The 13,278-nt window shown below is 71.6% G+C and carries 13 protein-coding genes; 9 read left to right on the forward strand and 4 right to left on the reverse strand.

What is annotated here, in order from left to right; genetic code table 11:
* Positions 1 to 47: 47 nt before the first annotated feature.
* Complete coding sequence (locus tag ACFVQG_RS06975; RefSeq protein ID WP_383377666.1) at positions 48 to 1,034, forward strand: aldo/keto reductase; 987 nt, start codon at positions 48 to 50, stop codon at positions 1,032 to 1,034.
* A gap of 10 nt (positions 1,035 to 1,044) precedes the next feature.
* On the opposite strand, the gene ACFVQG_RS06980 is transcribed toward ACFVQG_RS06975, so the two are convergent.
* Entirely contained in the window at positions 1,045 to 1,764 is a 720-nt protein-coding gene (locus ACFVQG_RS06980) for a TetR/AcrR family transcriptional regulator (protein WP_383377668.1), read from the reverse strand.
* A gap of 152 nt (positions 1,765 to 1,916) precedes the next feature.
* On the opposite strand from ACFVQG_RS06980, the gene ACFVQG_RS06985 reads away from it, so the two are divergent.
* The 3 genes from ACFVQG_RS06985 (at position 1,917) to ACFVQG_RS06995 (ending at position 4,967) form a co-directional block, all read left to right on the forward strand.
* Positions 1,917 to 2,039: an LPXTG cell wall anchor domain-containing protein gene (locus ACFVQG_RS06985; protein WP_383377671.1), complete on the forward strand. Its 123-nt coding sequence runs from the start codon at positions 1,917 to 1,919 to the stop codon at positions 2,037 to 2,039.
* On the forward strand, positions 2,040 to 3,092 hold the full coding sequence (locus ACFVQG_RS06990) for a glycosyltransferase (protein ID WP_383377674.1): 1,053 nt from the start codon (positions 2,040 to 2,042) through the stop codon (positions 3,090 to 3,092).
* A gap of 72 nt (positions 3,093 to 3,164) precedes the next feature.
* Positions 3,165 to 4,967, forward strand: a complete 1,803-nt coding sequence (locus tag ACFVQG_RS06995; protein ID WP_383377676.1) for a glycoside hydrolase family 15 protein — start codon at positions 3,165 to 3,167, stop codon at positions 4,965 to 4,967.
* Here ACFVQG_RS06995 and galE read toward each other — a convergent pair.
* Entirely contained in the window at positions 4,925 to 5,995 is a 1,071-nt protein-coding gene (galE, locus tag ACFVQG_RS07000) for a UDP-glucose 4-epimerase GalE (RefSeq protein ID WP_383377678.1), read from the reverse strand. The genes ACFVQG_RS06995 and galE overlap by 43 nt on opposite strands.
* A gap of 250 nt (positions 5,996 to 6,245) precedes the next feature.
* Between galE and ACFVQG_RS07005 the strand changes: the two genes are divergently transcribed.
* The 4 genes from ACFVQG_RS07005 to ACFVQG_RS07020 are packed head-to-tail and all read left to right on the forward strand — an operon-like array spanning position 6,246 to position 10,113.
* Entirely contained in the window at positions 6,246 to 7,259 is a 1,014-nt protein-coding gene (locus ACFVQG_RS07005) for a sugar ABC transporter substrate-binding protein (RefSeq protein WP_383377680.1), read from the forward strand.
* Positions 7,259 to 8,335, forward strand: a complete 1,077-nt coding sequence (locus tag ACFVQG_RS07010) for an ABC transporter permease (RefSeq protein WP_383377682.1) — start codon at positions 7,259 to 7,261, stop codon at positions 8,333 to 8,335. Before ACFVQG_RS07005 ends, ACFVQG_RS07010 begins: the two co-directional genes overlap by 1 nt.
* Before the next feature lie 7 nt (positions 8,336 to 8,342).
* Entirely contained in the window at positions 8,343 to 9,209 is an 867-nt protein-coding gene (locus ACFVQG_RS07015; protein ID WP_383377685.1) for an ATP-binding cassette domain-containing protein, read from the forward strand.
* A 1-nt stretch (position 9,210) separates the two neighbouring features.
* Entirely contained in the window at positions 9,211 to 10,113 is a 903-nt protein-coding gene (locus ACFVQG_RS07020) for a sugar phosphate isomerase/epimerase family protein (protein WP_383377687.1), read from the forward strand.
* Here the strand turns inward: ACFVQG_RS07020 and ACFVQG_RS07025 are convergent.
* Both ACFVQG_RS07025 and ACFVQG_RS07030 read right to left on the reverse strand, forming a co-directional pair.
* Complete coding sequence (locus ACFVQG_RS07025) at positions 10,110 to 11,054, reverse strand: DUF3068 domain-containing protein (protein WP_383377689.1); 945 nt, start codon at positions 11,052 to 11,054, stop codon at positions 10,110 to 10,112. The two genes, ACFVQG_RS07020 and ACFVQG_RS07025, sit on opposite strands and share 4 nt — an antisense overlap.
* A gap of 122 nt (positions 11,055 to 11,176) precedes the next feature.
* The gene (locus ACFVQG_RS07030; RefSeq protein ID WP_383377989.1) at positions 11,177 to 11,788 is read right to left on the reverse strand and encodes a TetR/AcrR family transcriptional regulator; all 612 of its coding nucleotides are present in this window, start codon (positions 11,786 to 11,788) and stop codon (positions 11,177 to 11,179) included.
* A gap of 136 nt (positions 11,789 to 11,924) precedes the next feature.
* Between ACFVQG_RS07030 and ACFVQG_RS07035 the strand changes: the two genes are divergently transcribed.
* Complete coding sequence (locus ACFVQG_RS07035) at positions 11,925 to 13,277, forward strand: MFS transporter (protein ID WP_383377690.1); 1,353 nt, start codon at positions 11,925 to 11,927, stop codon at positions 13,275 to 13,277.
* Position 13,278 lies beyond the last annotated feature (1 nt).

Here is a 13,278-nt window from a genome sequence, read left to right on the forward strand (position 1 = left end):
TCCCGTTCGTGAGCCCCGAGCGCGGGCCACGAACGGGAGGCAGCACCATGAAGTACCGCACCATCGGCACCGCCCCGGGAACCCGCCGCGAGGTGAGCGTGCTGGCGCTCGGCGCGATGTGGTTCGGCTCGGCGACCGACGAGAAGACCTCCTTCGCCCTCCTGGACCGCTATGTCGAGGCCGGGGGGAACTTCATCGACACGTCCGACAACTACGCCTTCTGGGCGGACGGCGGTCAGGGCGGCCAGAGCGAGGAACTGCTCGGCAGGTGGCGGCGCAGCCGCGGCGTCGGTGCCGAGGTCGTCATCGCCACCAAGCTCGGCGCCCGCCCGCTGGCCCCCGGCACCAGCTACGTCGACAACCCGGAGGGCCTGTCGGCCAAGGTGATCCGCGAGGCGGCCGAACGCAGCCGCGAGCGGCTCGGGACGGCGCGGCTGGATCTGCTGTACGCGCACATCGAGGACCACACGGTCCCGCCGCGCGAGACCGTCGAGGGCTTCGCCGAACTGGTCGCCGAGGGCACCGTCGGGCTGCTCGGCGTCAGCAACCACGCGATGTGGCGGGTGGAGCGGGCCCGCGCGCTCGCGGCGGCGGCCGGACTGCCCGGCTACGAGGTGCTCCAGTACGCGCACAGCCATCTGCGCCCCCGCCTCGACGTCCCGGACGGCGGCCTGTTCCCGGACGGCAGCCTCGGCCACGCCGGTCCCGACCTGCTCGGCTATCTGCGGGCCGAGCCCGGTCTCACCCTCGTCGCCTACTCGCCGCTCCTGAAGGGCGCCTACACCCACCCCGACCGGCTGCCGCCGGACTTCGACCACCCCGGCACCCCCGCCCGGCTGGCGGTGCTGCACGAGGTGGCCCGGGAGACCGGCGCCACGGTGAACCAGGTCGTGCTGGCCTGGCAGATCGGCGCGCGACTGCCGACGATCCCCCTGGTGGGGGCGTCGTCGGTGGCGCAGTTGGAGGAGAACCTGGCGGCGGTGGACCTGGAACTGTCGGCGGAGCAGCGGCGGCGACTGGACGCCGCGCACTGACCCGGGCACCTCACGCCGTCCCCACCAGCCGGTCCAGCAACGCGTCCAGCCCCGCCGCCAGCCCTTCCGGGCCGCCCGGCTCGGCCAGCGCCGGGGCGGCCGCGCGCAGTACGGGGAGTTCCTGGGGCGGCATGCGGTGCAGCCCGAGGCGGAACGCCGGGTCCGGCTCGTCGGGGTTGTCGACCATGGGCCGTAGCTCCACGGACACATAGCCGAGCAGCCAGGCCGTGAAGGCGCGGAAGACGGTGGCGGCCCGGGCGCCGTCCAGGCCCGCCTGGCCGAGCAGGGCGAACACCCGCTCGTGGTCCTTCAGCACGGCCAGCGGACGACGGGCCAGCGGGACCGCCAGCATGCGGGTGGAGAGCAGCGGGACCGCCCGTGGATGGGCGAGGCAGACGTCGTACGTCGCCCGTGCGACGCGGTGCAGGCCGGTGCGCCACTCGGGGGCCCCGGCGTCGGCGGCATCCGCGGGCGCGGCGGCGAGCCGCTGCTCCAGCTCCAGGTACAGGGCCTCGACCAGGCCGTCCAGCAGGGCGTCCTTGCTCGCGGCGTACCGGTAGAGCGCCATCGCCTCCACACCCAGCTCGGCCCCGAGGCGCCGCATGCTCAGCGCGGACAGCCCTTCCCGGTCCACCAGGTCCAGGGCGCTGGCGAGCACCCGCTCCCGGCTGAGCCTGCCGTACCGGCCCCGGTCGCTCGCGCGGCGTGCCGGTGCGGGGTCCTGCGCCATGGCCTCTCCTCAGATCGTCCCGACATCAAAACAGCGTATATGTGGCGAACTTGACAATAACGGACAGTCGGTCGAAGCTGTACGTATATGTCGTAAACGTACGCCATACATGCACCATGTGTGCGCCATATACGCGACATGCGGAGGCACCGATGACTCACAACGGATCACTCGCCCACACGGGGGTCTCCTGGCCGCTCTACGCCATCGTCGGACTGGCGGTGGCCGGTGGAGGAGCCCTGATGCGGCTGTTCGGCAAGGGGCGAGGGCGGTAGATGACCACGATCAGTGCGATAGTCCCCGCGCACAACGAGGAGCAGGGACTCGGGGACACACTGGAATCCCTGCTCTCCCAGACCCACCCGTTCGACGAGATCATCGTCGTGGACGACCACTCCAGCGACCGGACCCGACAGGTCGCCCTGTCGTACGGAGTCACCGTCTTCACCGCCGAGACCAACCAGGGCAGCAAGGCCCGCGCCCAGAACTACGGGCTGCGGTACGTCTGGACCGATCTGGTGCTGCCGGTCGACGCGGACACCGTCCTCGCGCGGGACTACGTCGAACTGATCCTGGAGCCGTTCGAGAACCCGAGGGTGGCGATCGCCGCCGGATGCGTCCTGACCCGGTTCGACAACACCGTCCCCGAACGCGGACGGTCGATCGAGTACCTCTTCGGCTTCCACTTCCAGCGTCCGATCCAGAACGCGGCCAACAGCCCGGTGGTCTGCTCCGGATGCTGCTCGGCGTTCCGCACGGCGGAACTGCGCGACTTCGGCGGCTTCCCCGAGCGGACCGTCGTCGAGGACATGGACTACACCTGGTCCAAACAGGAGGAGGGCCGCAGGGCGGTGTACGTGGGAGACGCGGTCGCCCAGGCCGCCGACCCCTCGACCATGACCTACCTGCGCAAGCAGGTGTGGCGCTGGATGGCGGGCTTCTTCCAGAACGTCAGGATCCACACCGTCCACCTCGCCCGGCACAAGCCGCTGCTCCTGCTGTGGATCCTCATCGCCGTATGGGACATCGTCACGGCTCCGCTGTGGTACGCCATGCCGTTCCTGATGATCTTCGTCTGGAACCAGAGCGTGCTGGTGACCATGCTGTGGTGGCTGGCCTTCGAGTCGCTGCTCCTCCTCCCACCGTTGATCTACGGCGCCCACCGGCGCAAGATCCCGTACCGGGTGGTCGCGCGGAACGTCCCCTACGTCTACGTCAACAAAGTGGTGAACACCTACTACGCCTGGAAGGCCCTGCTCGTGGAACTGGTCCTGGTTCCGCTCAGGCTCTCCCAGGGACTGGTCACCTATGAGAAGGGCCGCGCCTGAGCGAGCCCGTCGCGGGCACGTCGGCGGTTCGCTGCCGTTACCGCCGACGTGCGCCCGTCGTGGGGGTTGGTCATGAGCCCACCCATCGAGGACTACGCCCTCACCAGCGACCTGGAGACCGCCGCCATGATCGGCCGGGGCGGCTCCGTCGACTGGCTCTGTCTGCCGCGCTTCGACTCGCCCGCCTGCCTGGCCGGACTGCTGGGCACCGCGGACAACGGCTTCTGGCGCGTCGCGCCGGTCGGCGGCGGCCTCTGCGCGCGCCGCGCCTACCGGCCCGACACCCTGGTCCTGGACACGGTGTGGGAGACCGCGACCGGTACCGTCCGGGTGACCGACTTCATGCCGCCGCGCGCCCAACTGCCCTGCCTCGTGCGGGTCGTCGAGGGACTCTCCGGCGCCGTGGACGTCCGCAGCGAGCTGCGGCTGCGCTTCCACCAGGGCCGGGTCGTGCCCTGGGTGCGCGACCTCGGGCGCTGCACGGTCGCGGTGGCTGGGCCGGACGCCGTATGGCTCGGCACGGACGGATCCGTGCGGGCGGGCCCCGGCGAGGACGCCACGGTGTGGGACTTCACCGTCCCGGCCGGACGGCGGGTGGCGCTGACCCTGGCCTGGTCGCCCTCGCACCGGCCCGCGCCGCCCGCGCCCCTGTCCGTCCCCGGCGAGACGGCGTTGAAGGAGACCGTGGACTACTGGCGGCGCTGGGTCGCGCAGTGCCGCTACCGGGGACCGTGGCGGGAGGCCGTCGTACGCTCCCTGATCACCCTCAAGGCCCTCACCTACGCGCCCACCGGCGGGATCGTCGCCGCCCCCACCACCTCGCTGCCCGGCCGCATCGGCGGCGACCGCAACTTCGACCACCGCTACTGCTGGCTGCGCGACTCCACCCTGACCCTGTCCTGTCTGCTGCGCAGCGGCTACCGGGAGGAGGCCACGGCCTGGCTGGACTGGCTGGTGCGGGCCGTCGCGGGCGACCCCGGCGACCTCCAGACCGTCTACGGCGTCGCCGGACAGCGACTGCTGCCGGAGACCGAGGCGCCCTGGCTCACGGGCTACGAGGGCTCCCAGCCGGTCCGGTTCGGGAACTCGGCGGTGGGCCAGTTCCAGCTCGACGTGTACGGCGAGGTCCTGGACACCCTCTTCCTGTCGCTGCGCGCCGGGATCGCGCTGCCCGCCCATGTCTGGGACCTGGTCCAGGCGCTGATGGGCTTCCTGCAGCGGCACTGGCGCGAGCCCGACCAGGGGCTGTGGCAGATCCGGGGCGAGCGGCGGCAGTTCGTGCACTCCAAGGTGATGGCGTGGGTGGCCGCCGACCGCGCCCTGCGGATGGGCAGGCTGCTCGCCCGCAACGGCTCCTCCGGCGAGTGGCGCGCCATGCGCCAGGAGATAGCCAGGCAGGTGTGCCGGGAGGGCTGGGACCCGGCGCAGGGCTCCTTCGTCCAGTGCTACGACTCCCGGGCGCTGGACGCCTCCGCCCTGCTGATCCCCCGGCTCGGCTTCCTGCCCGCGTACGACGAACGGGTGCGCGGCACCGTCCGGGCCATGGCCCGCCTCGGCCACGGCGGCTTCCTGCGCCGGTACACGCCCGACGGCTCCGACGGCACGTTCGTCGCCTGCTCCCTCTGGTACGCCGACGCGCTCGCCGCGACCGGTCACCCGGGCGAGGCCCGGGAGGCCTTCGAGCGGGTCCTCGCCGTCCGCAACGACGTGGGGCTGCTCGCGGAGCGGTGGGACGCGGACGCGGGCCGCCAGCTCGGCAACGCGCCCCAGGCGTCCAGCCACATCGCCCTGGTCGAGACGGCGTTCGCGCTCTCGGAGCGAGGGGCGGCGGTTCAGGCGCCCGCCGCGCCGGTGCGCCGCGAGGAGCCCGCGTAGCCCTGTGGGTTCAGCCGCTGGAAGTGCCAGGCGTCCCGGCACATGTCGAGCAGGCCCCGGGTGGGGCGCCAGCCCCAGGCACGGCTCACGGCGCTCGCGTCCGCGACCAGTTCGGCGACATCGCCGGGGCGCCGGGAGGCGATCTCGTACGGCACCGGACGGCCACAGGCCTCGGAGAACGCGCCGATCACCTCAAGCACCGAACTGCCCCGCCCCAGACCGACGTTGTAGACGTGCAGGCCGGGCCCGTCGGAGAGATGGTCCAGGGCCAGCCGGTGCGCCTCGACGGTGTCCATGACGTGGACGTAGTCGCGGACCGCGGTGCCGTCGCGGGTGGGGTAGTCGGCGCCGTGGACGCGCAGCCGCTCGCGCCGCCCCAGGGCCACCCGGGACAGGTTCGGCAGCAGACTGCCGGGCGTGCCGCGCGGGTCCTCGCCGAGCAGTCCGCTGGGGTGGGCCCCGGCCGGGTTGAAGTGGCGCAGGCTCAGCACGGTGTACTCGGGCCGGTGGTCGCAGACGTCGGCGAGGATCCGTTCGCACCACCACTTGGAGGCCGCGTACGGACTCGCGGGCCGGATCGGGGCGGTCTCGTGGAGGGGGCCGGGGCCCGCGTCGCCGTAGACCGCGGCGGAGGAGGAGAACACCAGCCGGTGCACCCGGTGGTCGTGCATGCAGTCCAGCAGCGCCGTGGTGCCGCCCACGTTGACGTCGTGGTAGTGCGTGGGCAGCCGCATCGAGCCGTTCACCGACGTGGCCGCGGCGAAGTGCACCACCGCGTCCACGGCGTGCCGGTCGAAGACGGCGGAGAGGGCGCGCCGGTCGCGGACGTCCAGTTCGTAGACGGCGCCCACGAACCGGCCCGCGAGCCGTTCGACCCGGGCGAGGACCTGGGGGGAGCTGTTGGAGTAGTCGTCGACCACGATGACCTCGTAGCCGTGGTCGAGGAGCGCCACGCAGGCGTGGCTGCCCAGGTAACCGGCCCCGCCGGTGACGAGGACGGTCGTCGGCAGGGGATCGCTGCGTGCCATGGCGGACGCTCCCGCGGCAGACGCCGTATGTTTACGACGTATAGGTCTCCTTACGACTCTGCGCCTCGGACGACCGTGCGTCAAGCTGGGGCAGTGCCCGGCAGGATGACCGCCATTTGTCCTGTCATACTGACCTGTTTGTGCAATGATGTCTTAACAAAGTATTGACAGCGGGCGTCGCAGGGAATTGGATTCGGTCCCAGCACGACAGCAGCAGTGTTCCCCGGTCGCACAGTGAGGTGCAGGCAAGATGGACCGCTTCTCGCACTCCCGCAAACTCGCCCCCGCCGTGGCCCTCGCCGCGGCCGCGGCCCTGACCCTCGCCGGGTGCTCCAGCGAATCCGGCGGAAAGAAGTCGGAGGAGGGCGGAGCGGACGCCTCGGCGGGCAAGGCGAACACGCCCCGCATGACGATCGCCCTCATCACCCACCAGTCGCCCGGCGACACCTTCTGGGACATCGTCCGCAAGGGCGCCGAGGCCGCCGCCGCCAAGGACAACGTCAAGCTCGTCTACTCCGCCGACCCCAACGCGGGCAACCAGGCCAACCTGGTGCAGAACGCCATCGACCAGAAGGTGGACGGCATCGCGGTCACCCTCGCCAAGCCGGACGCCCTCAAGGGCGTCGTCGCCAAGGCCGAGCAGGCCGGGATACCGGTGGTCGGCCTCAACTCCGGCCTGAGCGACTGGAAGGACCTCGGACTGCTGGAGTTCTTCGGCCAGGACGAGACCGTCGCGGGCGAGGCCTTCGGCAAGAAGCTGAACGAGGTCGGCGCCAAGAACGCCGTCTGCGTCATCCAGGAACAGGGCAACATCGGCCTCACCCAGCGCTGCGACGGCGTGCGGAAGACCTTCGAGGGCAAGACCGAGACCCTCTACGTCAACGGCACCGACATGCCGTCCGTGAAGTCCACCATCACGGCCAAGCTGAAGCAGGACTCGTCCATCGACTACGTCGTCACCCTCGGCGCACCCTTCGCGCTGACGGCGGTGCAGTCGGTGGGCGACGCGGGCAGCGGGGCCAAGGTCGCCACCTTCGACCTGAACAAGGAACTCACCAAGGCGATCCAGAACGACAGCATCCAGTTCGCCGTCGACCAGCAGCCCTACCTCCAGGGCTACCTGGCCGTGGACGGGCTGTGGCTGTACCGGAACAACGGCAACTACAGCGGTGGCGGTGAGCAGCCGGTGCTCACCGGTCCGGCGTTCGTGGACAAGTCCAATGTCGACACGATCGCCGAGTACGCCGCGAAGGGCACCCGGTGATGAGCATGACCCAGCAGGCTGACCCGGCGGTGGACACATCGCCGGGTTCCGGCCCGAAGCGGAGCGACGGCCGGACGAGGGAGCGTCCGCTGGCGCTGCGGCTGCTGGCCCGGCCCGAGGTGGGGGTCTTCCTCGGCGCCGTGGCCGTGCTCGTGTTCTTCCTGTTCGCCGCGCCACCCGTGCGGGACGGCGGCTCGATGGCGAACATCCTGTACCAGTCGTCGACCATCGGGATCATGGCCCTGCCGGTGGCACTGCTGATGATCGGCGGTGAGTTCGACCTCTCCGCCGGTGTCGCGGTCATCACCTCGGCGCTGACGGCGAGCATGCTCAGCTACCAGCTCACCGTGAACGTGTGGACGGGCGTCATCGTCGCGCTGGTGGTGTCCCTGGCGATCGGGTTCTTCAACGGCTGGATGCTGGTGAAGACCGGACTGCCCAGCTTCCTCGTCACGCTCGGCACCTTCCTGATCCTCCAGGGCGCCAACCTCGCCATCACCAAGCTGGTGACCGGCAACGTCGCCACCGACGACATCAGCGACATGGACGGCTTCGGCCAGGCCAGGGACCTGTTCGCCTCCTCCTTCGAGGTCGGCGGGGTACAGGTGAAGATCACCGTGGTGTGGTGGCTGGTCTTCGCGGCCCTGGCGACCTGGGTGCTGCTGCGCACCAGGTACGGCAACTGGATCTTCGCCGTGGGCGGCAACAAGGACTCCGCGCGGGCCGTCGGCGTGCCGGTGACGTTCACGAAGATCTCGCTGTTCATGCTGGTCGGCTTCGGGGCCTGGTTCGTCGGCATGCACAACCTGTTCTCCTTCAACACCGTGCAGTCCGGTGAGGGCGTCGGCCAGGAGCTGATCTACATCGCCGCGGCGGTGATCGGCGGCTGTCTGCTGACCGGCGGCTACGGCTCGGCGATCGGCCCGGTCTTCGGCGCCTTCATGTTCGGCATGGTGCAGCAGGGCATCGTCTACGCGGGCTGGAACCCCGACTGGTTCAAGGCGTTCCTCGGCGTGATGCTGCTCGGCGCCACCCTGATCAACCTGTGGGTCCGCAGGACCGCGACGAGGAGGTGACCCACCCATGACCAGCAGCGACACCACCCCCCTCGTCGAACTGCGCGGCGCGGGCAAGTCGTACGGCAACATCCGCGCCCTGCACGGCGTCGACCTCACCGTCCAGCACTCCAAGGTGACCTGCGTGCTCGGCGACAACGGCGCCGGGAAGTCCACCCTCATCAAAATCATCTCCGGGCTGCACCAGCACAGCGAGGGCGAGTTCCTCGTCGACGGCGAACCCGTCCGCTTCACCACCCCGCGCGAGGCACTGGACCGCGGGATCGCCGCCGTCTACCAGGACCTGGCGACCGTGCCGCTGATGCCGGTGTGGCGCAACTTCTTCCTCGGCTCCGAACTCACCCTCGGACCCTGGCCGCTGCGCCGCCTGGACATCGCCCGCATGAAGCGCACGGCGGACGAGGAACTGCGCAACATGGGCATCGTCCTGGACGACCTGGAACAGCCCATCGGCACCCTCTCCGGCGGCCAGCGCCAGTGCGTGGCCATCGCCCGCGCCGTCCACTTCGGCGCCCGCGTCCTCATCCTCGACGAGCCCACCGCGGCCCTCGGGGTCAAGCAGTCCGGCGTGGTGCTGAAGTACATCGCCGCCGCCCGCGACCGCGGTCTGGGCGTCATCTTCATCACCCACAACCCCCACCACGCCTACATGGTCGGCGACCACTTCAGCGTGCTGCGCCTGGGCACCCTGGAGCTCTCCGCCGACCGCAGCGAGGTCAGCCTGGAGGACCTGACCCACCACATGGCGGGCGGCACCGAACTCGCCGCCCTCAAGCACGAACTGGCCCAGGTGCGCGGCGTCGACGTCGAGGAACTCCCCGAGGCCTCCGACCTCACCGCCCCGGTCGCGGGCTCCACGGAAGGAAAGTCCTGACATGCCTGAAGCGCTGGACCGCATCCGGGTCGGCTCGGCACCCGACTCCTGGGGCGTCTGGTTCCCCGACGACCCCCGGCAGGTCCCCTGGGAACGCTTCCTCGACGAGGTCGCCGAGGCGGGCTACGACTGGATCGAACTCGGCCCCTACGGCTACCTCCCCACCGACCCGGCCCGCCTCACCGACGAGGTGACCAAGCGGAACCTGAAGGTCTCCGCGGGCACCGTCTTCACCGGCCTGCACCGCGGCCCCGCCGTCTGGGAGTCCACCTGGGAGCACGTCAGCCAGGTCGCCGCGCTCACCCAGGCCATGGGCGCCCGGCACCTCGTCGTCATCCCGTCCTTCTGGCGCGACGACAAGACCGCCGAGATCCTGGAGCCCCCGGAGCTGACCGGCGACCAGTGGGCCGACCTCGTCCACGGCATGGAACGCCTCGGTCACGAGGTCAGGGAGACCTACGGCCTGGACATCGTCGTCCACCCGCACGCCGACACCCACCTCGACACCGAGGAGCACGTCGAGCGCTTCCTCGACGCCACCGACCCCGGCCTGGTCAACCTCTGCCTGGACACCGGGCACTACGCCTACTGCGGCGGCGACAGCGTCAAGCTGATCGAGACCTACGGCGAGCGCATCGGCTACCTCCACCTCAAGCAGGTCGACCCGGAGATCCTCGCCGACGTGGTCGCGAACGGCGTACCCTTCGGCCCCGCCGTGCAACGCGGCGTGATGTGCGAACCGCCGTCCGGCGTACCGGAGTTGGAGCCGGTCCTGACCGCCGCCCAGCGGCTCGGCGTGGACCTGTTCGCCATCGTCGAGCAGGACATGTACCCGTGCGAACCGGACCGCCCCCTGCCGATCGCGGTACGCACCCGCAGGTTCCTGCGCTCCTGCGGCGCCTAGACGCCGTCCGGCCGCTTCCGCACCAGCAGCACGGTCCCCGCGGCGGCCAGGACGACGCCGCCCGCCGCCGCGCCGACCGGGACCGTGGTGCCCACGGCGCGCAGGCGGGCGCTGTCCTCCTTCGCCCGGTCCACCGCGAACTTCTGGGTGGCCGGGGTGTGGGTCAGCTTCTCCACGTCCAGCAGGACCACCGCGTCCTTCTTCGCGCCGGGTGCGCGCAGGGTCTGCCGGGGGCCCAGCCGGGCGAAGAGGACACGGCCGGTGGGCTGGTCGACGACCAGCTTGATGCCGTGGTTGGAGTACCACTCCTCGGCGAACACCTGCCCGGCCTGCCCGCGCCCCACCAGTGCCCCGGGCACCTGCCGCGTCCCGATCCGCGTCGGCGGGACGGTGCCCTCGAAGACGTACCCCTCGTAGCCGCGGACCTTCTCCTCGCCCCGGTACTCCAGGGTGACTGTCGCGCCGAGGGTGCTGTCCCACCAGCGGTACGGCCGCTTCTGCACGTCGAACGGGAACTTCAGGTAGGCCTCGCCCTCGTGGTACGGGCGCTCCTGGCAGCAGTGGGCGGGGCGGTTGGTGGAGCGGTCGGTGACCCAGCGGGCGGTGGTGAAGTCCAGCGCGTCGTGCGGGTCGGCGGCGGGCAGGGAGGCGTCGGTGTCGACCGTCGTCACGATGTCCCAGACCGCGCGGCCACTGCGCTCGCTGTCGGCGACATCGCCCCGTACCCGCTGGGTGACGGTGATCGGCCGGTCCTCGACGGTCTCCGTCTCCTCGATGTCGAAGTAGGCGCCGGTGCCCTCGTAGACGGCGGTCACATCGATGTCGACCGGGTTCACCTGGGCGCGCGGCTTGACGTACCACACCAGCATCGGGGCGAGGACCAGCAGGAACACCCCGAGGCCCAGCAGGGCCAGGGACAGGGGCGAGGCGCTACGGCGCATCCGGCGACTCCAGGGCTCGGCTGCCGTGGCACGGCCTGGGGGCACTCCACGGCTGGGCTGCCCGGCGACCGTAGTTCGCGCGCCGGGGCACGTCTACGCACCGAGGTGACAAAACAGCGTGTTCAGTGGCTGGCGGCGACCGCCGCGAGCACGGCCCGGGTGAGGCGGGCCACGTAGGCGTCGTCGGTGGGACCGCCGACGGCCAGCATGCGGAAGTACAGCGGGGCGCCGAACAGGTCCACGGCCAGGGACATGTCGGTGTCGGCGGGGAGTTCGCCGCGCTCCACCGCCTGCCGCAGCAGGTCCGCCACCGCCGCCCGCCGGGGCGCGAGCACGGCCTCGTGCAGGGCGTCGCGCAGCGAGGGGTTGCGGGCGGTCTCCGCCACCAGGTCCGGGATGATCCGGCCGACCAGCGGATGGCGCAGGTCCGCCATGGTGGCCCGGACGAAGCGCTCGACGTCGGCACGGAGCGAGCCGGACCCCGCCGCCCGCGGCAGATGGGCGGCGGCGGCCTCCGAGACCAGCTCGACGACCATGGCCTCCTTCGACGGCCAGCGGCGGTACAGCGCCGCCTTGCCGACCCGGGCCCGGCGGGTCACCGCCTCCATCGACATCCGGGCGTAGCCGGTCTCGGCGAGTTCCTCGAACACCGCCCCCCTGATCGTCTCGGTCACGGACTCCCGTAGCGCCGCGGAGCCCGAGGCCCGGCGGTCGAGTGCGTTCCGGCTGGTCATGTCCACCGGCGGAGATTAACACCAGACGGAACGGTTGCGTTCCGTTCGGGCCCGGTGTACGTTCCCGGCCACATGGAACGGCTCTGTTCCGTTCCGTTCTGCTGCGCTTCGGGAAGCCGGTGCGAAAGGGGCCCGCATGGCCGTGGAGACGGAGGACCTGACGCCCGCCCCGGCGGACGGCACGGGGCGGCAGGCCCGGACCGTCCTGGCGCTGCTCGCGCTGTTCATCGTCATCAACGCCGCCGACAAGGCGGTCCTCGGACTGACCGCCGACCCCATCAGGGACGAACTCGGCCTCACCGCCACTGAGTTCGGCATCATCGCCAGCAGCTTCTACCTCCTGTTCAGCCTCTCCGCGGTCTCGGTCGGCTTCCTCGGCGACCGCATCCGCCCCCGGCCCCTGCTCGCCGTACTCGCCCTGGTGTGGGCGGCGGCACAACTGCCGATCCTCCTCCCCGCCGCCGGGTTCGGAGCGCTCGTCGCCACCCGGGTGGTGCTCGGCGCGGGCGAGGGGCCGGGCTATCCGCTCGCCAACTACACCGCCTTCACCTGGTTCCCGGCGGGCCGCCGCGCCCTGCCCTCCGCGGTCGTGGTCGCGGGCGGCGCGGGCGGCACCGTGCTGGCCGCGCCGCTGGTCGTGCTGGTCAGCGACACCCTCGGCTGGCGGGCGGCCTTCGGGCTGCTCGGCGCCGCGGGGCTGGTGTGGACGGTGTGCTGGCTGCGCCTCGGGGGCGGTGGGCCGCACCGGGTGCGGCTGGGACCGGCGGCGACCGAGGAGGGGGGTACGGAAACACCGGCGCACGTCCCTTTCTGGCGCGTCGTCACCACCGGTACCTGGCTCGGCGCCACCCTCGCCACCTTCACGGTGATGTGGACGCTCGCGCTGGGCTTCGCCTGGCTGCCGCTCTACCTGGAGGAGCAGGCCGGGTTCAGCGACGCGGCCATCAGCGGCATCGTGGGCCTGCCCGCGCTGTCCATGGCCGTCCTGGTCCTCACCGCCGGCGCCGTCGCGCACCGGCTGCTGCGGAGGGGGGTGACCGCCCGGGTCGCACAGGGGCTGCTCGGCGCGACCATGCCACTGCTCGCCGGGCTCTGTCTGCTGTTCGCGACCCGGGCCGGTCCCGCCGCCGCCACGCTGCCGCTGCTGGTGCTGGCGTTCTCCGCGGGCAACGGCCAGACCCCGCTCACCAACGCCGCCATCGCCGACATCTGCCCACCCGCCCGGCGCAGCGCCGCCCTCGGGCTGTCCTACGCCCTCGCCGCCCTCTCCAGCCTGCTCGCCCCCTATGTCACCGGCCGCGTCATCGACACCGCCCCGAACGACACCGTCGGCTACGGCCGCGCCTTCGACCTGGCCGCCTGGCTGCTGATCGGCGGCGCCGTGCTCGCGGCGCTGCTGATCCGCCCCGACCGGGACGCCCGCACCCTGCTGACCCCAGCCGCCCCGCCGCCCCCCGACCCCGCGCGTGCGGACCCAGCCAAGGAGTGAC

This window comes from Streptomyces sp. NPDC057877 (genome assembly GCF_042796855.1).
Classification (GTDB): Bacteria; Actinomycetota; Actinomycetes; order Streptomycetales; family Streptomycetaceae; genus Streptomyces.

Bases quoted from the DNA above. Each gene is read 5' to 3' on its own strand.
- ACFVQG_RS06975 (WP_383377666.1), top strand. From the start codon at position 48: ATGAAGTACCGCACCATCGGCACCGCCCCGGGAACCCGCCGCGAGGTG.
- ACFVQG_RS06980 (WP_383377668.1), bottom strand. From the start codon at position 1,764: ATGGCGCAGGACCCCGCACCGGCACGCCGCGCGAGCGACCGGGGCCGG.
- ACFVQG_RS06985 (WP_383377671.1), top strand. From the start codon at position 1,917: ATGACTCACAACGGATCACTCGCCCACACGGGGGTCTCCTGGCCGCTC.
- ACFVQG_RS06990 (WP_383377674.1), top strand. From the start codon at position 2,040: ATGACCACGATCAGTGCGATAGTCCCCGCGCACAACGAGGAGCAGGGA.
- ACFVQG_RS06995 (WP_383377676.1), top strand. From the start codon at position 3,165: ATGAGCCCACCCATCGAGGACTACGCCCTCACCAGCGACCTGGAGACC.
- galE (WP_383377678.1), bottom strand. From the start codon at position 5,995: ATGGCACGCAGCGATCCCCTGCCGACGACCGTCCTCGTCACCGGCGGG.
- ACFVQG_RS07005 (WP_383377680.1), top strand. From the start codon at position 6,246: ATGGACCGCTTCTCGCACTCCCGCAAACTCGCCCCCGCCGTGGCCCTC.
- ACFVQG_RS07010 (WP_383377682.1), top strand. From the start codon at position 7,259: ATGAGCATGACCCAGCAGGCTGACCCGGCGGTGGACACATCGCCGGGT.
- ACFVQG_RS07015 (WP_383377685.1), top strand. From the start codon at position 8,343: ATGACCAGCAGCGACACCACCCCCCTCGTCGAACTGCGCGGCGCGGGC.
- ACFVQG_RS07020 (WP_383377687.1), top strand. From the start codon at position 9,211: ATGCCTGAAGCGCTGGACCGCATCCGGGTCGGCTCGGCACCCGACTCC.
- ACFVQG_RS07025 (WP_383377689.1), bottom strand. From the start codon at position 11,054: ATGCGCCGTAGCGCCTCGCCCCTGTCCCTGGCCCTGCTGGGCCTCGGG.
- ACFVQG_RS07030 (WP_383377989.1), bottom strand. From the start codon at position 11,788: ATGACCAGCCGGAACGCACTCGACCGCCGGGCCTCGGGCTCCGCGGCG.
- ACFVQG_RS07035 (WP_383377690.1), top strand. From the start codon at position 11,925: ATGGCCGTGGAGACGGAGGACCTGACGCCCGCCCCGGCGGACGGCACG.